The 17,805-nt window shown below is 73.8% G+C and carries 19 protein-coding genes; 1 reads left to right on the plus strand and 18 read right to left on the minus strand.

Annotated elements, in window-relative coordinates; genetic code table 11:
* The first annotated feature begins 63 nt into the window (after nucleotides 1-63).
* On the plus strand, nucleotides 64-393 hold the full coding sequence (locus ACFU7Y_RS20965) for a hypothetical protein (protein WP_224282143.1): 330 nt from the start codon (nucleotides 64-66) through the stop codon (nucleotides 391-393).
* A gap of 60 nt (nucleotides 394-453) precedes the next feature.
* Here the strand turns inward: ACFU7Y_RS20965 and ACFU7Y_RS20970 are convergent, their stop codons facing one another.
* The 18 genes from ACFU7Y_RS20970 to pafA all read right to left on the minus strand — a co-directional run bounded on the left by ACFU7Y_RS20970 (nucleotide 454) and on the right by pafA (nucleotide 17,700).
* Nucleotides 454-1,386, minus strand: a complete 933-nt coding sequence (locus ACFU7Y_RS20970; protein ID WP_224282142.1) for an ornithine cyclodeaminase family protein — start codon at nucleotides 1,384-1,386, stop codon at nucleotides 454-456.
* Nucleotides 1,383-2,411 (minus strand): proline racemase family protein, encoded by a 1,029-nt coding sequence (locus ACFU7Y_RS20975; RefSeq protein ID WP_224282141.1) that lies wholly within the window; start codon nucleotides 2,409-2,411, stop codon nucleotides 1,383-1,385. Before ACFU7Y_RS20975 ends, ACFU7Y_RS20970 begins: the two co-directional genes overlap by 4 nt.
* Nucleotides 2,411-3,766, minus strand: a complete 1,356-nt coding sequence (locus ACFU7Y_RS20980) for an aldehyde dehydrogenase family protein (protein WP_380769228.1) — start codon at nucleotides 3,764-3,766, stop codon at nucleotides 2,411-2,413. The genes ACFU7Y_RS20975 and ACFU7Y_RS20980 overlap by 1 nt, the downstream gene beginning before the upstream one ends.
* A 49-nt stretch (nucleotides 3,767-3,815) precedes the next feature.
* Nucleotides 3,816-4,820 carry a proline racemase family protein gene (locus ACFU7Y_RS20985; RefSeq protein WP_224285166.1) on the minus strand — a complete coding sequence of 335 codons (1,005 nt, stop codon included), beginning with the start codon at nucleotides 4,818-4,820 and terminating at the stop codon, nucleotides 3,816-3,818.
* Between the two features lie 91 nt (nucleotides 4,821-4,911).
* Nucleotides 4,912-5,775 carry a dihydrodipicolinate synthase family protein gene (locus ACFU7Y_RS20990; RefSeq protein WP_263455830.1) on the minus strand — a complete coding sequence of 288 codons (864 nt, stop codon included), beginning with the start codon at nucleotides 5,773-5,775 and terminating at the stop codon, nucleotides 4,912-4,914.
* A 131-nt stretch (nucleotides 5,776-5,906) separates the two neighbouring features.
* On the minus strand, nucleotides 5,907-7,322 hold the full coding sequence (locus tag ACFU7Y_RS20995) for an NAD(P)/FAD-dependent oxidoreductase (RefSeq protein WP_380769230.1): 1,416 nt from the start codon (nucleotides 7,320-7,322) through the stop codon (nucleotides 5,907-5,909).
* Complete coding sequence (locus ACFU7Y_RS21000; RefSeq protein ID WP_224284890.1) at nucleotides 7,303-7,620, minus strand: (2Fe-2S)-binding protein; 318 nt, start codon at nucleotides 7,618-7,620, stop codon at nucleotides 7,303-7,305. The genes ACFU7Y_RS20995 and ACFU7Y_RS21000 overlap by 20 nt, the downstream gene beginning before the upstream one ends.
* Nucleotides 7,621-7,681: 61 nt before the next feature.
* Nucleotides 7,682-8,842 carry an FAD-binding oxidoreductase gene (locus tag ACFU7Y_RS21005; protein ID WP_224284889.1) on the minus strand — a complete coding sequence of 387 codons (1,161 nt, stop codon included), beginning with the start codon at nucleotides 8,840-8,842 and terminating at the stop codon, nucleotides 7,682-7,684.
* 161 nt (nucleotides 8,843-9,003) lie between these two features.
* On the minus strand, nucleotides 9,004-9,894 hold the full coding sequence (gene tatC / locus ACFU7Y_RS21010; RefSeq protein WP_224284888.1) for a twin-arginine translocase subunit TatC: 891 nt from the start codon (nucleotides 9,892-9,894) through the stop codon (nucleotides 9,004-9,006).
* A 163-nt stretch (nucleotides 9,895-10,057) separates the two neighbouring features.
* Nucleotides 10,058-10,357, minus strand: a complete 300-nt coding sequence (gene tatA, locus ACFU7Y_RS21015) for a Sec-independent protein translocase subunit TatA (protein ID WP_380769232.1) — start codon at nucleotides 10,355-10,357, stop codon at nucleotides 10,058-10,060.
* Between the two features lie 188 nt (nucleotides 10,358-10,545).
* Nucleotides 10,546-10,758 (minus strand): hypothetical protein, encoded by a 213-nt coding sequence (locus tag ACFU7Y_RS21020; protein ID WP_224281071.1) that lies wholly within the window; start codon nucleotides 10,756-10,758, stop codon nucleotides 10,546-10,548.
* Between the two features lie 21 nt (nucleotides 10,759-10,779).
* Nucleotides 10,780-11,010 carry a phage terminase large subunit family protein gene (locus ACFU7Y_RS21025; RefSeq protein WP_224281070.1) on the minus strand — a complete coding sequence of 77 codons (231 nt, stop codon included), beginning with the start codon at nucleotides 11,008-11,010 and terminating at the stop codon, nucleotides 10,780-10,782.
* 3 nt (nucleotides 11,011-11,013) lie between these two features.
* A complete protein-coding gene (locus ACFU7Y_RS21030) occupies nucleotides 11,014-11,970 on the minus strand; it encodes a YafY family protein (protein WP_224281069.1) in 957 nt (318 codons plus the stop codon).
* Nucleotides 11,967-12,947 (minus strand): YafY family protein, encoded by a 981-nt coding sequence (locus ACFU7Y_RS21035; RefSeq protein ID WP_224281068.1) that lies wholly within the window; start codon nucleotides 12,945-12,947, stop codon nucleotides 11,967-11,969. Before ACFU7Y_RS21035 ends, ACFU7Y_RS21030 begins: the two co-directional genes overlap by 4 nt.
* A 198-nt stretch (nucleotides 12,948-13,145) precedes the next feature.
* Entirely contained in the window at nucleotides 13,146-13,556 is a 411-nt protein-coding gene (locus ACFU7Y_RS21040; protein ID WP_263455071.1) for an FKBP-type peptidyl-prolyl cis-trans isomerase, read from the minus strand.
* A gap of 132 nt (nucleotides 13,557-13,688) precedes the next feature.
* Nucleotides 13,689-15,005 (minus strand): FKBP-type peptidyl-prolyl cis-trans isomerase, encoded by a 1,317-nt coding sequence (locus ACFU7Y_RS21045; RefSeq protein ID WP_224281066.1) that lies wholly within the window; start codon nucleotides 15,003-15,005, stop codon nucleotides 13,689-13,691.
* A gap of 203 nt (nucleotides 15,006-15,208) precedes the next feature.
* Entirely contained in the window at nucleotides 15,209-16,198 is a 990-nt protein-coding gene (locus tag ACFU7Y_RS21050; RefSeq protein ID WP_224281065.1) for an FKBP-type peptidyl-prolyl cis-trans isomerase, read from the minus strand.
* Nucleotides 16,199-16,338: 140 nt separating this feature from the next.
* Nucleotides 16,339-17,700 carry a Pup--protein ligase gene (gene pafA / locus ACFU7Y_RS21055; RefSeq protein WP_224281064.1) on the minus strand — a complete coding sequence of 454 codons (1,362 nt, stop codon included), beginning with the start codon at nucleotides 17,698-17,700 and terminating at the stop codon, nucleotides 16,339-16,341.
* Between the last annotated feature and the right edge of the window lie 105 nt (nucleotides 17,701-17,805).

Consider the following 17,805-nt stretch of genomic DNA (forward strand, 5'->3'; position numbering starts at 1 on the left):
CCTCGATATTGCTGCCGAACTGGCGCATCTCCTGCTGGAGCGCCACCGTCATGGGCGGGGAACTTGTCCATCGAGATGGCGCTGTACGACGGCCGCCCGAACAACGGCCGCCGCACCAGCCCCGGGATGCTGCACCTTTCGAGCCACGGCGAGGCCCTCACCACCGCCCTGGCCCTGCACACCGATCCGGCCCGCCATCGGCTCGGCCGGATCGACCCGTATGGCGACACCCTGTTCAACGAGCAGGACGCGGGCGCCGCGTTCGAGGAGGCCACCGCCCTGCTCGCCCGCTGCGCCACCGAGGAGCAGCGGGCGGCCGTCCGCGACCTGCGCAACCTGCTCGCCAACTGCGCTGCCACCCCGGGCAGTTGGCTCGCCTTCCACGGCGACTGAGCGACGACCGGGCAGCACCGGGACGGCGGGTGGACGGCGCCGGGGACGGCGGCCGGGCGGCTACTGCTGCCGGTACACCTCCGCCGCGACGGCCAGGTCCTGCCAGGCCATCCCGACGCTCTTGAAGAACCGCGGCCGCCCGTCCGGCACCAGCGCGTCGCCGCGCACCAGCTCGGCGAGGTTCCACAGCTGCCGCCCGGCCACGCCCGCCATCAGCAGGTCCCCGGCCTCCCGGGTCGCGACCGTGCGCGCCTCCACGTACAGCTCGGCCCGCCGGACCAGCAGCTCGTCCACCTCCCGCGCGTCCGGCTCGTGCGAGCCGACCGCCGCCACCGCCGCGTGCGCGGGCACCAGCGCGCCGTCGAACAGCGGTGTGCGCGCGGTGGTGCAGCAGACCACCAGGTCCGCCTCGCGGACCGCCTTCGGCTCACCGACCTCGGCCGTCAGCCCGAGCTCCCGCCCGTACGCCGCCAGCGTCTCCGCCCGTTCGGCGTTGCGCGCCACCACGGTGAGCCGGCGCAGCGGCCGGACGGCGAGCAGGGCGTCCAGGTGCCCGTACGCCTGCGGCCCGGAGCCGAACAGCACCAGGTGCTCGGCCTCCGGCACCGCCAGCCGCCGCAGCGCGGCCGCGGTGACGGCGGGCGTGCGCAGCGCGGTGAGCGCGGCGCCGTCCAGTACGGCGAGCGGTTGCAGGGTGGGCCCGTCCAGCAGCAGGTAGCTGCCGGTGATCCGGGGCAGGCCCTGCTCCGGGTTGGCGGGCGCGACCCCGGCGATCTTCACGCCGGCGTACGGCCCGGCGGCGGCCGGCATCATCAGCAGCTCACCGGCGGGTACCGGCACGGCCGACCGGGCGGGTGCCGCTTCCGGGTCGAACCCGTCCAGCAGCACCCGCTCGATCGCCCCCACCGCACCGGCGGGCCCGACCCCGCCGGTGCCCGCCACGGCGTACTGGAGCGGCACAACAGCCGCGCCGGGCGTTGCGGTTGGACTCACAGCAGGAACCCCGTCCCCAGCTCGTCGCCCGGCTCCAGCACGAAGCCGTGCTCGCCGGTGCGGTGTGCGGTGCCGGTCACCTCGGTGACCACGCCCTCGCCCAGCGCGTCGCCGCCCGCGAGGAGCCGGCCGGTGAAGACCGTGCCGATGATCGACTCGTGGCGCAGCGGCTCGCCCGCGGCCAGCCGGCCCTCGGCGGCGAGCACGGCGAGCCGGGCGGAGGTGCCGGAGCCGCAGGGCGAGCGGTCGATCTGGCCGTCCGCGAAGACGGTGACGTTCCGCTGGTTCAGCACCCCGTCGGCCGAGGGCAGCTCGTCGTACAGGATGACCCCGTACACCCCGGACAGCCGGGCGTCCGTCGGGTGCGCGACGGCCGGCTCACCGGCCAGCGCCGCCCTGATCTCACGCCCCACGGCGGTGAGTTCGGCCAGCTGCCCCGGTTCCACGGCGAGCCCGAGGGCCGCCGCCGGGACCGAGGCGTAGCAGGCGCCGGAGTGCGCCACCGCGACCTCCACGGTGCCGCGCGAGGTCTCCACCGGCAGCTTCAGGGCGGTCACCCGGCTGGGCACGTTGCGGAAGGTGACCCCGGTGGTCCGGCCGCCGGAGCGGTGCACCAGCGCGGTGACCCGGCCGGAGGGCACGTCGATCCGCACCCGGGCCACGCCGTCCTCGGGGGCCGCCACCAGTCCGGAGTCGACCGCCCAGGCGCCGAGCGCGATGGTGCCGTGCCCGCAGGCCGTCGAGTAGCCGTCCTTGTGCCAGAACAGCACGCCGAGGTGCGCCTCGTCGTCGTCCGGCGGCACCAGGAAGCCGCCGTACATGCCGGCGTGGCCGCGCGGCTCGCGGGTGAGCAGCTGCCGGACGGTGTCCAGCTCGGACGGGCGGGGCGCGGTGGCCGTGCCGCCCGCGCCGATCACGATCGCCCGGCGCTCGGCGACGCTGTCGCCGGGGATCGCGGGCACGCCGTCCAGCACGATCCGGAACGGCTCACCGGCCGTGTGGTAGTCGACGGTACGGACGTGCATCAGGCACCTCCGGCCGGCAGCACGCTGACCGTCCGGCTGACGGTGTAGAAGTCCAGGGCCGCCTGGCCCTGTTCGCGGTCGCCGTGGCCGGCGCCCTTGGCCCCGCCGAAGGGCAGGTGGAAGTCGACGCCGCTGGACGGGGCGTTGACCCGGATCATGCCCGCGTCCAGCCGGTCGGCGGCGGCCAGCGCCACGTCCAGGCTGCGGGTGTGCACCGAGGTGGAGAGGCTGTGCGGGGTGTCGTTGGCGAGCGCGATGGCCTCGTCCAGGTCGGCCGCGGCGTGCAGCACCGCGATCGGGCCGAAGAACTCCTCGCTCGCCAGCGGGTGTTCGGCCGGCACCTCGGCGAGCAGGGTCGGCTCGACGTACCAGCCGGCCCGCTCGGGCACCCCGCCGCCCGCCAGGACGACGGCCCCGGACTCGACGGCCGAGGAGACGGCGCCGGTCAGCCGCTCCCGGGCGGCGGCGTTGATCACCGGCCCGCAGACCGCGTCGTCGACCGCCGCCAGCGCCTTGACCAGCGCCTCGCGCAGCGGCTCGTACGCGGCGCCGACCGCGATCACCCGGCTGGTGGCGGTGCACTTCTGCCCGGCGTACCCGGCGATGGCCGCGGCGATGTGCCCGGCGGCCTGCGTGATGTCGGCGTCCGGCAGCACCAGCGCGGCGTTCAGCCCGCCGAGTTCGGCCTGCACCGGCACCCCGCGCTCGGTCGCGGCCCGTACCACGGCCCGGCCGACACCGGTCGAGCCGGTGAAGGAGACCACGTCCACCGCGCCGACCAGCGCCTCGCCCTCCTCCGCCCCACCCGGCAGCACCGTGAACACGTCCTCGGGCAGCCCGGCCAGCTCCGCCAGCCGCAGCGCGCAGGCCGTCGCCTCGGGCGCCGGCTTGAGCACCACCGCGTTGCCGACGGCGAGGGCCGGCGCGGCCTTCCATGTCGGGATCGCCAGCGGGAAGTTCCACGGCGCGATCAGCCCGGCCACCCCGTACGGGCGGCGCCGGGTGAGCAGCAGCCCGGGCCCGGCGGCGGTCTCGTGCACCGCCCCGGAGGGCGCGTACGGCGCCTGCGCGTAGTAGCGCCAGATCGCCGCCGTGCGGGCGACCTCGCCGAGCGCCTCGGCCAGCGGCTTGCCGACCTCGCGCACGATCAGCGCGGCCAGCTCGTGGGCGTGCGCCTCGACGGCGTCCGCGATCCGGCCGAGCGCCGCCGACCGGGCGCCCGCCCCGGCGGCGAGCCAGTCGCGCTGCGCCGCCCGGGCCCGCCCGACGGCGGCCCGCACGGTCTCGGCGCCGGGCTCCTCGACGGCGACCACGAGGTCGTCCGGGTCGGCGGGGTTGTACGAGGTGATGGTCACAGCCAGCAGCCCTTCGAGGGAGGTACGAGAACGAAGGAGGTACGGAAGGTCAGAGCAGGAAGCCCGCCGGGAACGGGTCGCTCGGGTCGAGGAAGTACTGGGCGGTACCGGTGATCCAGGCCCGCCCGGTGACGGTGGGCACCACGGCGGGCCGCCCGGCCACCTCGGTCTCCTCGACCAGGCGCCCGGTGAAGGTGGTCCCGATGAAGGAGTCGTTGCGGAAGTCCCGCCCGAGCGGCAGCTCGCCGCGCGCGTGCAGCTGGGCCATCCGCGCCGAGGTGCCGGTGCCGCAGGGCGAGCGGTCGAACCAGCCGGGGTGGATGGCCATCGCGTGCCGGGAGTGCTCGGCGGTGGAGCCGGGGGCGAGCAGCTGGACGTGGTGGCAGCTGTGGATGGACGGGTTCTCCGGGTGCACCGGCCGGTCCGGGCTCGCGTTGATCGCGTCCATCATGGCCAGGCCGGCGTCCAGGATCTCCTGCTTGCGCTCGCGCTCGAAGGGCAGCCCGAACTCGGCGAGCGGCAGGATGGCGTAGAAGTTGCCGCCGTACGCCAGGTCGTAGTTGACCGTGCCGTAGCCGGGCACCTCGATCTTGCGGTCCAGGGCGACCGAGTAGGAGGGCACGTTGCGGATGGTCACCGCCTTGGCGGCGCCGTCCTCGACCTGCACCTCGACGACCACCAGTCCGGCCGGGGTGTCCAGCCGTACGGTGGTGACGGGCTCGACCACCGGCACCATCCCGGTCTCGACCAGCACGGTGGCGACCCCGATGGTTCCGTGCCCGCACATCGGCAGCAGTCCGGAGACCTCGATGTAGAGCACGCCGAAGTCGGCGTCCGGCCGGGTCGGCGGCTGGAGGATGGCACCGCTCATCGCCGCGTGGCCGCGCGGCTCGTACATCAGCAGGGTGCGGAACTGGTCCAGGTGCTGCTGGAAGTGCACCCGGCGCTCGGCCATGGTGGCGCCGGGGATGACGCCGAAGCCGCCGGTGATCACCCGGGTCGGCATGCCCTCGGTGTGCGAGTCGACGGCGTGAAACACGTGGCGGCTGCGCATGGGTCACAACTCCCGTACAGGTTCGGATGGTTGGTGTGGGCCGGGCCGGCTGCCGCCGCAGCCGGCCGGGAGACCCGAAATCGGACGGGGATCAGACGAGGCCTTCGGCCAGCGCCTTCTCGGTGGCCGCACGCACGGCCGCCTCGATCTCCGGGGTGAGCGGCAGGCGCGGGGCCCGCACCGGGCCGCCGGGGCGGCCGGCGATGTCCATGGAGAGCTTGATGGCCTGGACGAACTCGGTCTTGGAGTCCCAGCGCAGCAGCGAGTGCAGCGACTTGTAGAGCGGCAGCGCGTTCTCCAGGTCCTTGGAGACGGCGGCGTCGTAGAGCGCCACCGAGGCGGCCGGCAGGGCGTTCGGGTAGCCGGCGATCCAGCCCACCGCGCCCGCGAGCGCCAGCTCCAGCAGCACGTCGTCGGCGCCGATCAGCAGGTCCAGCCCGGGGGCCAGCTCCGCGATCTCGTACGCCCGGCGGACGTCGCCGCTGAACTCCTTGACCGCGACGATCGAGCCCTCGGCGTGCAGTTGGGCGAGCAGCGCGGGGACGAGGTCGACCTTGGTGTCGATCGGGTTGTTGTACGCCACGATCGGCACGCCCGCCTTGGCGACCTCGGCGTAGTGGGCGCGCACCGAGGCGTGGTCGGCCCGGTAGGCGTTCGGCGGCAGCAGCAGGACGGAGCCGGCGCCGGCCTCGGCGGCCTGCTCGGCCCAGCGGCGGGACTCGGCGCTGCCGTAGGCGGCCACGCCGGGCATGACCCGGGAGCCGTCGCCGGCCGCCTCGATGGCGACCTCGACGACCTTGGCGCGCTCCTCGGCGGTGAGCGTCTGGTACTCGCCCAGCGAGCCGTTGGGGACGACGCCCTCGCAGCCGGAGTCGATCAGCCAGCGGACGTGCTCGGCGTAGGCGTCGTAGTCGACGGAGTGGTCCGGACGCAGCGGAAGCGTGGTGGCGACCATGATGCCGCGCCAGGGGCGGGTGGTGTCGTGCTGGGTGATGGACACGTGAGCTCCTTGATGAGGTGTGACATTTTATTAGAGGGGGCGGGTCGGAGACAAGGTCCCCGGCCCGCCGTTCGACGACGGGCCCGTTACGCCTCCGAGGTCGGCCCCGCCGCCAGCTGGGAGAGCGGCACCGGGCAGCCCAGCGGCCGCCGGTCCGGCCCGGGCTCGCCCGAACCGGCCAGACAGGCCACGGCCGGACCGCACATCCGGCCCTGGCACCAGCCCATGCCGGCCCGGGTGAGCAGCTTCACGGTGCGCGGATCGCCCGCGCCCAGCTCGTCGACGGCCTCCCGGATCGCCGCGACCGGCACCTCCTCGCACCGGCAGACGTCGGTGTCCGGGCGCAGCCAGCCGGTCCAGCCGGGGCCGGGCCGGTGGGCGGCGGCCATCAGGTCGGCGAAGGCCCGCAGCCGCGCGCGGCGGCGCAGCAGCGCGGCCGCGGGCCGCGCCCCGGCCACCGCGTGCGCGGCCAGCTCGCCCTCGGCGAGCGCCAGGTCCGCGCCGCCGACGCCGTTGGTCTCGCCCGCCGACCAGAGGCCGGGCACGCTGGTGCGCAGCCGGGCGTCGACCTCCAGCGCGACCGCGCCGTCCGGCCCGGTGGAGGTCCGCGCGCCCAGCTCGGTGGCCAGGTCGATCTGCGGCAGCAGGCCGTGGCCGACCGCGAGCGCGTCGCAGTCGATCCGCCGCTCGGTGCCGGCCACCGGCCGCCAGTCGGCGTCCAGCCGGGCCACGGTGACGCCGGTGACCCGGTCCGTGCCGTGCGCCTCGACCACCGCGCTGCGCGGGCGCAGCCGCACCCCGTGCCGCAGCAGCGCGCTGCCGTGCCCGGCGCCCTCGACCAGCTTGCCGGGGACGCCCGCCAGCACGCCGGGGCGCCGGACGTACCCGAGGTAGGCGGTGGCCTCGACCACGGCGGGCACCTCGGCCCCGGCGGTGACCAGCGAGGAGGCCGCCGCGAGCAGCAGCGGGCCGCTGCCGGCCACCACGATCCGTTTGCCGGGCAGCACCAGCCCGGCCTTGAGCATCGCCTGGGCACCGCCCGCGGTGACCACCCCGGGCAGGGTCCAGCCGGGGAACGGCAGCTGCCGCTCGTACGCGCCGGTGGCGAGCAGCACCGACCGGGACCGGACGGTGGCCCGGTCGGTGCTCTCCGGCCCACGGGTGACGTGCACCGCGAAACCGTCCTCGGTGCGCTCCAGTGCCCAGACCTGGTGCCCGGCCCGGAAGGCGGCCCGCCCGGCGCGCTCGTGGACGGCGAGCCGGTCGGCCAGCCCGGTGTAGGCGGACCAGTGGTGGTGCAGCCGGTCGGGCCGGGCCGCGCCGAGGCCGGGCGCCGGGTGGCGGTAGTACTGCCCGCCGGTGCTCTGCCCGCCGTCCAGCAGGGCGCAGCGCAGCCCGAGGTCCGCGGCGGTCACGGCGGCGGCGAGCCCGGCCGGGCCCGCGCCGACCACCACGAGGTCGTACGGAAAGGTGTCGAGGGGTTCAGACGGCGAGGTCGGCACGGCCGTGGCCCTCCTGGGTGGTGACGGTGGTGCCGGGCTCGGCGGGGAGCAGGCAGGTGCGCTGGTTGGGGCGGCCGTCCACGGTGGCCAGGCAGTCGAAGCAGGCACCGATGCCGCAGAACGCGCCGCGCGGCTTGCCGCCGACCCGGGTGGTGCGCCAGGCGAGCACGCCGTCGGCCCAGAGCGCGGCGGCGATCGACTGGCCGGGCAGCGCGGGGACGGGCCGCCCGTCGAACTCGATGTGGTGGGCGGGCCCGGGCTCGGCCTCGACCAGCCCGGCGGGGGTGCGGCGGCTCATCGGCGGCCTCTCCAATCTCACGGGTCCAGGAAGTGTCCGGAAGGCGCTCCGGTACGGGCGCTCACGCAGCCGGGAAGCGGTCCGCGCGGAACGGCGCGAGGTCCTGCTCCGGCTGCTTGCCGGTGAGCTGCTCGCTGATCAGCAGTCCGGTCGCCGGGGCCAGCCCGATGCCGGCCCCCTCGTGCCCGCAGGCGTGGTACAGCCCGGGCACCCGGGGGTCCGCGCCGATGGCCGGCAGGTGGTCCGGCAGGTACGGGCGGAAGCCCCGGTAGGTGCGCATCACGGTGACGCCGGCGAGCACCGGGAACAGCGCCGCGGCCTGGCTCGCCAGCCGGCTCAGCACCTCCTGGGAGAGGGTGCGGTCGAAGCCGACCCGCTCCCGGCTGGCGCCGATCAGCACCGGCCCGCCCGGGGTGCCCTCGATCACCGCGGAGGTCTCCAGCCCGGCCGAGCCGCTGGCCACGTTGGCCACGTAGTCGGCGGCGTAGACCTTGTGCCGTACGACCCGCGGCAGGGGCTCGGTGACCAGCACGAAGCCGCGCCGGGGCAGCACCGGCAGGTGGACTCCGGCCAGTGCGGCGATCTCGCCGCCCCAGGTGCCGGCCGCGTTCACCACGGCGGGGGCGGCCAGGCTCCGCCGGTCGGTCCGCACGCCGCGCACGGCGCCGTCCGGCCCCCGGTCGATGGCGGTGACGCTCTCCCCGGTGATCAGCTCGGCGCCCATCCGGCGCGCCTCGCGCAGCAGGTGGGCGGCGGCGAGGGCGGGCTGGACCTGGGCGTCCTGCGGGTAGTGGAAGCCTCCGGCCAGGCCCTCGGCGAGGTGCGGCTCCAGCTCGCGCAGCCGGTCGCCGGGCACCTCCTCGGCCTCGACCCCGACGGAGCGCTGCTCGGCGGCGAAGGCGCGCAGCGCCTCCTGCCCGGCGGGGGTGGAGGCGACCACCACGCCGCCCTTGGGCTCGTACTCGATCGCTGCGCCGAGCTGCTCGGCGAGCTCACGCCAGAGCCGGGTGCTGAGCAGGGCGAGGTCGAGCTCGGGGCCGGGCTCCTTGTCGGAGACCAGCAGGTTGCCCTCGCCCGCGCCGGTGGTGCCGCCGGCCACCGGCCCGCGGTCGACGACGGCGACGGCGAGCCCGGCGCGGGCGGCGTAGTAGGCGCAGGCGGCGCCGACCACTCCGGCGCCGACCACGACGACGTCCAGGGGAGGTCTCTCGGTCTTCAGCACGTCAGTAATATGTCACATGCCATCTACCCTGCCAAGACCGACCCATCGAAACCGGTGGAAAACCGACCAACGATCGGGTCACCGGACGGAACGCAGGGCAGCGAAAAGCCCCGGCCCACCGCTCGGCGGCGGCGGACCGGGGCTCCTCAGGGCCTACCGGCTCAGGTGATGTCGTCCATCTCCTCGCGGTGGGACGCCGGCACCGCCGCACCGGCCACCGGGGCCGCCGAGGCCTGGACGGTCTCCGCACCGGCCACCGGCTGCACCGAGAGGTCCAGCTGCGAGGCCTCCTCGTCGTCCAGCCCGGCGTCCGGGTTGCGGCGCGCCTTGCGCTTGTCGCTGATCAGCGCGATGGCCACGGCGATGAAGTACAGCGCCCAGATCGGCGCGGCCAGCGCGAGCATGCTCAACGGGTCGGCGCTCGGCGTCGCGAAGGCCGCGAACACCGTGATGGCCATGATCATCCCGCGCCACCAGCCGAGCAGCCGCTTGCCGCTGACCATGCCGACCAGGTTCATCATCACGAGCAGCAGCGGGAACTCGAAGGCGAGGCCGAAGACCAGCACCATCCGGGTGGCGATGTCGAAGTAGTCGTCCGGCGGCAGGATCGGCGTGGTGTCGTTCGGGGTGAACGAGATCAACACCTCGATCGTGGTCGGCAGCACCAGGAAGGCGCAGCCGACACCGGCCAGGAACAGCGGCGCCCCGCACGCCATGAAGATGACGGTGTACTTCTTCTCGTGCCGGTGCAGACCGGGCGCCACGAACGCCCACACCTGCCACAGCCAGATCGGCACCGCGCCGACCACGCCGGCCGTCAGCGCCACCTTGAGCATCCAGGTGAAACCCGAGGTCAGACCGATCGTGGAGACCTGCGCGCACTTGCCGTGGTACTTGGCCGCGGTCTCCGTGGTGCACTGCGGCAGCGGCTTCAGCAGGAGGGTTTCGAGCTGCTTGTGGTACACCAGCGCCACGATGGTGATCAGCACGATCGCCAGGACCGACTTGACCACGCGGTTGCGCAGTTCCCGCAGGTGGTCGGCGAGGGCCATCCGCCCCTCAGGATCCTTTGGCGCCTTCGACGCCTTGGAGAGCTTGCTCAACCCCGGTCCTCAACTCGTGCGTCGGGGCCCGCCGGTCGACGGGCCTCCGTGGTCGCGCGCGTCGCCCACGTCGTGTGCGCGGCGCGCGCCAGGTGCGTCACGTGCGCCGCGCTCAGTGCGGGCGGTCGCCGTCGGGCGCGGAGGCCCCGGCGGCGGGCTCGTTCACCGGACGGGCCGTGGCCGACGCGCCCGGAGCGGCCTGGATGGTCCTGCCCGCGGTGCCGTCCACCGGAGCCGGAGCGGGCCGGGCCGGCTGCTCGGGCCCGCCGTCCGAACGCATCGCCTGGGCCTCGCTCTTGAGGATCCGCATCGACTTGCCCAGCGAGCGCGCCAGGTCCGGCAGCCGCTTGGCTCCGAACAGCACGATGGCGAGAACCACGATCACCACGATCGCGGTCATCGAGATGCGCATGCGCGACCACCTTCAGTCATGGCGGCCCGACGGGCCGTCCGCTGCGGATGGTAACCGCTGCGGATGACGCCACGACGACGGCCGCCCGAACAGGACAGCGACCCCCGGTACGCGGTTCAGGAGCCATCTGAGAGCGTAACCCGCCCCCACCCGCCGCAGCAGCCCCGTACCACCCCGGGCCGGTCGTGCTAGGCCGCCGGGACGCTCCGCTCCGCGGCCGGGGCGCCCGGTCCGGGTACCGCGTCCGCCAGGTCCTCGGCCGCCGCGGCCAGCGCCCGCGAGGCCCGGTCCACGCCCTTGGCCAGCACCCGCACGTCCAGCCAGAGCCGGATCGCGAGGACCCCGAGGACCAGCAGGCCCGCGGTGGCGAGCAGGACGGCGGCGACGAGCATCCAGGACATGCGCCCCAGCCTATACGGGCACTACCCCTCCGCCGGGACGAGCCGCATGGTGCGCACCCCGGCCCCGGTGAGCGCCTCGACGATCTTCTCCCCGGCCGGCTTGCGCACCGCCGCCCCGCACCGCGGGCAGGCGAAGCTGTAGTACGCCTGGGCCGGGGTGCGACCGAGGGTCAGGCGGAAGTCCTCGGCCGGGAGCTCCACCTTCTCCCGGCACTCGGAGCAGTACACCTTGAATCTGGTCCCGGGTTCCACCGCTCAGGCCCGCCCCTCCCCGTAGGCGGCCAGCGCCTCCCGCGCGGCCGAGCGCGCCTGCTCGGCCAGCTCGGGCGGCGAGACGATCCGGCCGTCCCGGCCCAGCCGCAGCGCCAGCGGGCGCAGCTGGGAGGGGTCGGCGCTGCGCAGGGTGATCCGCAGCCCGCCGTCGGGCAGTTCCTCGGCCCGGTCGTGGGTGTAGTACTCGGCCACCCAGCGCCCGCCGGAGGAGACCTCGACGACCACCTCGGGGTCGTCCGCCGCCGGGTTGACCAGCCCGCCGCTCAGGTCGCGCGGCTCGCGCCGGGGCGGGTCGGCCGGGACGTTCAGGACGCGGATCTCGGCGACCCGGTCGAGCCGGAACATCCGGTGGTCCTCGGAGGTGCGGCACCAGGCCTCTAGGTAGGTGTGTCCCTCGGTGAGCAGCCGGATCGGGTCGACCTCGCGCTCGGTCATCCCGCCGCGCCCGTGCGAGTAGTAGCGCAGCCAGAGCCGGCGGCCCTCGCTGAGCGCGCGGTCGATGTCGGCGAACACGTGGCTCTCCGCCTCGAAGGTCACACCGACCCGGGCGCTGCCCTCGGCGCTCTCCCCCGCCGCGTTCTCGATCTTCGCGACGGCCCGGGTCAGCGCCTCCCGGTCCCCGGCCCGCAGGCCCGGCAGCCCGGCCACCGCGCGGGCGGCCACCAGCAGCGCGGTCGCCTCGTCGGCGGCCAGCCGCAGCGGCTGGGCCACGTCGTCGACGTTGTGCCACCAGATCCGCTCGCCGTCGGTGTCGATGTCGAGCAGGTCGCCGCCGCGGAAGCTGGTGCCGCACATCGGCAGCACGTTGAGGTCCGCGATCAGCTCGCGCTCACTGATCCCGAACGCCCGGGCCACCTCGGCGACCTCGGCCCCGGGCCGCTCCCGCAGGTAGGTGACCAGCGACAGCATCCGTCGCGTCTGGTCAATCGCGTTACTCATGCCTGCTCGTCCTCCGAGTCCAGCCCCGCGACCGCCCGCAGCCGGTCGACCACATCCGCCCGCAGCTCCTCCGGCCCGAGCACCAGCACGTCCGGCCCGAACTCGGCCAGGTCCGCGCCCAGCCCGTTGCCGTACGGGATCTCCAGTTCGTCCCAGGCCTCGTCCACCCGGGTGCTGCTCAGCGCCTTGGTGCGCAGCGGGAAGCCGGCGCCCCGGCGGACCCGGACGGTCGCGGTGGCGGTGGCCCCCTCCCCGGCGAACTTCGCCACGGTGGCCCGGACGTCCACGTGCTCGGGCACGGTGCCGAGGAAGGCCCCGGACCTCGCCTTCACCTTGCCGGTGATCCGGCTGAGCCGGAACACCCGGGCGTCGCCCCGGTCGCGGTCGTACCCGGCCAGGTACCAGTGCCCGCGCCAGCACTCCAGCGCCCACGGCTCGACACTACGCTGCTCGACGGCGGCGGCACCGGCCTTGCGGTACTCGAAGGTGACCGGACGGCGGTCCCGGGCGGCGGTGAGCAGCGGCTCGAACGCGGCCTCCCGGGCGGGGATGCGCGGCTCCAGTGCGGTACGGCCCTCGGCCTCGGCGAACGGCACCCCGGCCGCGCGCAGCTTCTGCAGGGCGCCGCTGGCCGCGCCGGACATCTTGGCCTGCTGCCAGACCCGGGCGGCCAGGGTCAGCGCGGCCGCCTCCTCGGCGTCCAGGGCGATCTCGGGCAGCCGGTTGCGGTCCGCGCGGGCCAGGTAGCCGAGCTCGCCGTCCAGGGCGCTCTCGTCGACGTCGATCACCAGGCCGAGCTCGCGCAGGTCGTCCTTGTCCCGCTCGAACATCCGGTTGAAGGCGTCCTCGCTGCTGTTCTGCCAGGCCTCGCGGTACGCCTCGATGGATTCCCGCAGCTCCTTCTTGGAGAGCGGACGTCTGGTGTTCATCAGGCACAGGGCGAGATTCATCAGCCGCTCTGCCTTGGCGATCGCCATCGCTGACCCTTCCGGTGTGCCGCGCCGCGCGCGGGGTGCGCCAACCGGGCGATCACCACCCGGCGGGACCGACCGTACCGGTAGCGGTACGCACTGCAAAAGCCGCGTCCCGCGCCCCGCCCCCGCGCCGTGCCGTTCGGGCCCGGACGTGCCCGTGGGCCGGGCCCCCGGAGGGGTCCGGCCCACGGTGCGAAGGGCTCAGACGCCCAGCAGGTCGACCACGAAGATCAGGGTCGAGTGCGGCGGGATCGCCGGGGTCGGCGACTGGGCGCCGTACGCCAGGTGCGACGGGATGGTCAGCTCGCGGCGGCCACCGACCTTCATGCCCGCGACGCCCTGGTCCCAGCCCTTGATGACGCGGCCCTTGCCCAGCGGGAACTGGAACGGAGCGGTGCCCCGGTTCCAGCTCGCGTCGAACTCCTCGCCGGTCTCGAAGGTCACGCCGACGTAGCGGACGCTGACCGTCTGGCCCGGCTTGGCCTCCTCGCCGTCACCCACGACGATGTCGCGGATCTGCAGCTCCGCCGGGGCGTCGCCGATCGGGAAGTCGATCTCGGGCTTCTCGTTGAGGTTGACGCTCACAGTCCCTCTTCTCACATTCGCTTGCATTCACGACCAAGCGGCGGGCGCCCGCACCTGGTCCGATCCCAGACCACGGTACGGGCGCCCGCCGCCCGTCCGGGTCCGGCCACGCGGCCGGACCCGAAGGTCACACGTCGACCATTGTCACCCGAAAGTGGATCAGCCCTGACCGGCGTCCAGAATGTCCACCACGAAGACCAGGGTCGCGTTGGCCGGGATGTCGCCCTGGCCCTTGTCGCCGTAGCCCAGCGCGGCGGGGATCACCAGCTCGACCCGGCTGCCGACGGTCTGGCCCTCCAGCCCCTGGTCCCAGCCCTGGATGACCTGGCCGCCGCCGACCGGGAAGGTGAACGCCTGGCCCTTGCTGAGCGAGGAGTCGAAGACCTTGCCGTTGGAGAACAGCGCGCCGGTGTACTGGACGACGACCTTCTCGCCCTTCTCCACCTTCGGCCCGTTGCCCTTGATCAGGACGTGCGACTTCAGCTCGGTCGGGTCCTTGGCCCCGGCCACCGGGGTGATCTCGGCCGGCTTCTTGCCGTTGTCCTTGACCTGCGGGAAGTCCGCCGGCGGCGGGGTGACGGTACCGCTCACCACGGCGTCGGGCGCGTTGGCGTTACGGATGTCGATCACGAAGATCAGGTCGTCCTTGGGGCCGATCGACATGTCGGCCTTGCCCTGGGCGCCGAACGCGGCGGCCGGCGGGGCCACCACCAGCAGCCGGCTGCCGGCCTTCTTGCCGATCACGGCCTGGTCCAGGGCCGGGATCAGCGCGTCGGTGCCGGCCTGGAAGATCTGCGGCTTCCCGTTGGCGTCGTACGAGCTCGGGATGTCCTTGCCGGTGTTCCAGTCCTTGGCGGTGTAGTCCACCGAGGTCCAGGAGTTCTTCTCCACCTTGGCGCCGGTGCCCTCGGTGAGCACCTTGACCACGAAGGAGCCGTCGGAGGCCTCGCCCGGCACCTGGATCTCGGCCTTCTTGCCGAAGTCGCCGGCGACCGTCGGCAGCACCTTGGCGCTGTCCTTGATCGGCGGCACCGGGTCGGCGGTCGGCGTGGGCGGGGCGGTCTTGGCCGCGTCCGGCTTGGCGGCCGAGGCGCTGTCCTTGGAGCCGTCCTTGTTCACCATGTAGAGGGTGATGCCGCTGCCGACCAGCAGCACGGCCAGCACCGTGCCGAGGATCACGCCCAGCTTGCCGACGCCGGGCGGGTTCTCGTCGTACCCGGCCTCCGAGGTGTCGGCCTTGCGCACGTTGGAGGCGAAGATCTGCGGGGCGTCGTCCGTCTTGGTCCCGCCCGCGGCGCGCGGCGCCTCGCCGGGCTGCGCCCAGCCGGCCTGCTGCGCCAGGATCGCCGGGGGAACGACGATCGACTCTCCGTCGCCGCCGACCGGGCCGCCGGGGCGAGAGGCGGCCGGGTCACCCGCAGAGCTGTCGTTCGCCGCGGTGCCGGCCCCGCCCGGGCTCGGCGTCTTCTCAGTCATGACTCCCCATCCATCTCGCCACGAGGTCTTCCAGGTCTGCGCCCGGCGTGGGCACGCCGGCCTGCGGTCGCACCGCCCGCCCCGGACCTCGGCACCGGGCGGCGCCTGCCACAGTGCGTGGGCAGTATGACAGCTCAGGATGAGGGCGGACGCTTCGTTGTACGAGCGTCCGCCCAAGCGTACGGAATCCCGGGGGTGACTTCCTAGACCGCTTCGAGAATGTCGATCACGAAGACCAGGGTCGAGTTCGGCGGCACCGAGCCCTGCGCCTTGTCCTGGTAACCGAGCGCCGGCGGCACCACCAACAGGACACGGCTGCCGACGTTCTGCCCGACCAGGCCCTTGTCCCAGCCCTCGATCACGCTGCCGGTGCCGATCTGCACCGCCTGCGCGCCGCCGTGCGTCCAGGAGGAGTCGAACTGCTGGCCGTTGGCCCACAGCACCCCGGTGTACTGCACCACCAGGGTCTGCCCGCTCTTGACCTGCTTGCCCTCGCCCTTGATCAGCACCGCCTGCTGGAGGTCGGCGGGAGCGGCCTGCCCGGCCGGGATGGTGATCGTCGCCGCCGCCTTGCCGTTGTCCTTGACCTGCGGCATCGTCGCGGGCGGCTCGGTCATGGTTCCGGTCAGGGTGGAGTCCGGCGGCAGGCTCCCCACGATGTCCAGCACGAACACCACGGTGTCGCCCTTGTTGACGCCCAGCTGGTTGGAGCCCTGCTCGCCGAAGGCGGCCGCCGGTGGGGCCACCACCAGCAGCCGGGTGCCCACCTTCTTGCCGATCACGCTCTGGTCCAGCGCCGGCACCAGCTGCCCGCTGCCGGCCTGGTAGAGCTGCGGCTTGCCGTTGGCGTCGTACGAGCTGGGCAGGTCCTTGCCGGTGGTCCAGTCCTTGGCGGTGTAGTTGACCGTCACCCAGTCGCCCTTGCTGACGGTCGCGCCGTCGCCTTCGCTGACCGTGTTCACCACGAACTGGCCGCTGGGCTGCCGGCCCTCGGGGATGGTGATGGTGGCCTTGCTGCCGAATGCGCCACCCGAAAGAGTGGGCATCGGTGACGCCTCGCCGACCGGCGCGGGCACCGTCGGGGCGGCGCTCGCCGGGGACGGCGTCGCCGGGCCGGCCGCCTTGGGGGCACTGCTGCAGGCGACCGCGAGCAGCAGCGGCAGGGTGAGAAGCAAACCGGCGGTGCGGCGCACGGTGGTCCTAACTGTCGGTCGAAGTCGGCTCTCCTGACTCGACGGACAGCGTATGCCCGGCACGCGTCCGGCCCCGGTAGACACCACCGGGGCCGGCTCCAGCGTCTTGATCTTGGCGCCTCGATCACACCGCGCCGGGACTACATCCCCGCGATGAGCTTCTCCACCCGCTCGTCCACCGAACGGAACGGGTCCTTGCACAGCACCGTGCGCTGCGCCTGGTCGTTCAGCTTCAGGTGCACCCAGTCCACCGTGAAGTCCCGGCGCTGCTCCTGCGCCCGGCGGATGAAGTCCCCGCGCAGCCGGGCCCGGGTGGTCTGCGGCGGGATCGACTTGGCCTCGAAGGTCTTGAGGTCGGTGGTCACCCGCTGCGCCTGGCCCTTGCCCTGGAGCAGGTAGAACAGGCCGCGGCGGCGGTGGATGTCGTGGTACGCGAGGTCGATCTGGGCCACCCGCGGGTTGGACATGGTCATCTGGTGCTTCTCGCGGTAGCGCTCGATGAGCTTGTACTTCATGATCCAGTCGATCTCCTGGGCCACTCCGTCCAGCCGCTCGGTGCGGACGGCCTCCAGGGTGCGGCCCCACAGGTCGAGCACCCGGGCGACGGTTCCGGTGTTGATGCCCTTGCGGTCGGCGAACTCCAGGGCCTTGGTGTAGTACTCCTCCTGGATGTCCAGCGCGCTGGCCTCCCGGCCGTTGGCGAGCCGCACCTGGTGGGTGCCGGTGAGGTCGTGGCTGACCTCGCGGATCGCCCTGATCGGGTTCTCCAGGGTGAGGTCGCGCATCACCACGCCGGCCTCGATCAGCCGCAGCACCAGGTCGGTGGAGCCGACCTTGAGCAGTGTCGTGGTCTCGGACATGTTGGAGTCGCCGACGATCACGTGCAGCCGGCGGTAGCGCTCGGCGTCCGCGTGCGGTTCGTCCCGGGTGTTGATGATCGGGCGCGAGCGGGTGGTGGCGGAGCTGACGCCCTCCCAGATGTGCTCGGCCCGCTGGCTGACGCAGTACACCGCGCCGCGCGGGGTCTGGAGCACCTTGCCCGCCCCGCAGATCAGCTGCCGGGTGACCAGGAACGGGATCAGCACGTCGGCCAGCCGGGAGAACTCGCCGTGCCGGGCCACCAGGTAGTTCTCGTGGCAGCCGTAGGAGTTGCCGGCCGAGTCGGTGTTGTTCTTGAAGAGGTAGACGTCCCCCGCGATGCCCTCCTCGTGCAGCCGCCGCTCGGCGTCCACCAGGAGTCCTTCGAGGATGCGCTCGCCGGCCTTGTCGTGCGTCACCAGCTCGACGACGTCGTCGCACTCGGGGGTGGCGTACTCGGGGTGGGAGCCGACGTCGAGGTAGAGGCGAGCGCCGTTGCGCAGGAAGACGTTGCTGCTGCGCCCCCAGGAGACGACCCGGCGGAACAGGTACCGCGCCACCTCGTCCGGCGACAGCCGTCGCTGCCCGCGGAACGTGCAGGTCACGCCGTACTCGTTCTCCAGCCCGAAAATCCGGCGGTCCATGAGCACTCCATTCCGTGTCGGAGCTGTCCGAAACCGCCTCCACGACGGCTGGGCCGCCGCAGGGGCACCGGAGTCCCGTACGGCGGAAGGGCCGCCGTACGGGAC

It is taken from the genome of Kitasatospora sp. NPDC057542, from assembly GCF_042801945.1.
Lineage (GTDB): Bacteria > Actinomycetota > Actinomycetes > Streptomycetales > Streptomycetaceae > Kitasatospora.

Coding starts and splice junctions, on each gene's coding strand:
- ACFU7Y_RS20975 (WP_224282141.1), bottom strand. CDS start 2,411: ATGCACGTCCGTACCGTCGACTACCACACGGCCGGTGAGCCGTTCCGG.
- ACFU7Y_RS20985 (WP_224285166.1), bottom strand. CDS start 4,820: ATGCGCAGCCGCCACGTGTTTCACGCCGTCGACTCGCACACCGAGGGC.
- ACFU7Y_RS20990 (WP_263455830.1), bottom strand. CDS start 5,775: ATGGTCGCCACCACGCTTCCGCTGCGTCCGGACCACTCCGTCGACTAC.
- ACFU7Y_RS21000 (WP_224284890.1), bottom strand. CDS start 7,620: ATGAGCCGCCGCACCCCCGCCGGGCTGGTCGAGGCCGAGCCCGGGCCC.
- tatC (WP_224284888.1), bottom strand. CDS start 9,894: ATGGCCCTCGCCGACCACCTGCGGGAACTGCGCAACCGCGTGGTCAAG.
- tatA (WP_380769232.1), bottom strand. CDS start 10,357: ATGCGCATCTCGATGACCGCGATCGTGGTGATCGTGGTTCTCGCCATC.
- ACFU7Y_RS21020 (WP_224281071.1), bottom strand. CDS start 10,758: ATGTCCTGGATGCTCGTCGCCGCCGTCCTGCTCGCCACCGCGGGCCTG.
- ACFU7Y_RS21030 (WP_224281069.1), bottom strand. CDS start 11,970: ATGAGTAACGCGATTGACCAGACGCGACGGATGCTGTCGCTGGTCACC.
- ACFU7Y_RS21035 (WP_224281068.1), bottom strand. CDS start 12,947: ATGGCGATCGCCAAGGCAGAGCGGCTGATGAATCTCGCCCTGTGCCTG.
- ACFU7Y_RS21040 (WP_263455071.1), bottom strand. CDS start 13,556: ATGCAAGCGAATGTGAGAAGAGGGACTGTGAGCGTCAACCTCAACGAG.
- ACFU7Y_RS21045 (WP_224281066.1), bottom strand. CDS start 15,005: ATGACTGAGAAGACGCCGAGCCCGGGCGGGGCCGGCACCGCGGCGAAC.
- pafA (WP_224281064.1), bottom strand. CDS start 17,700: ATGGACCGCCGGATTTTCGGGCTGGAGAACGAGTACGGCGTGACCTGC.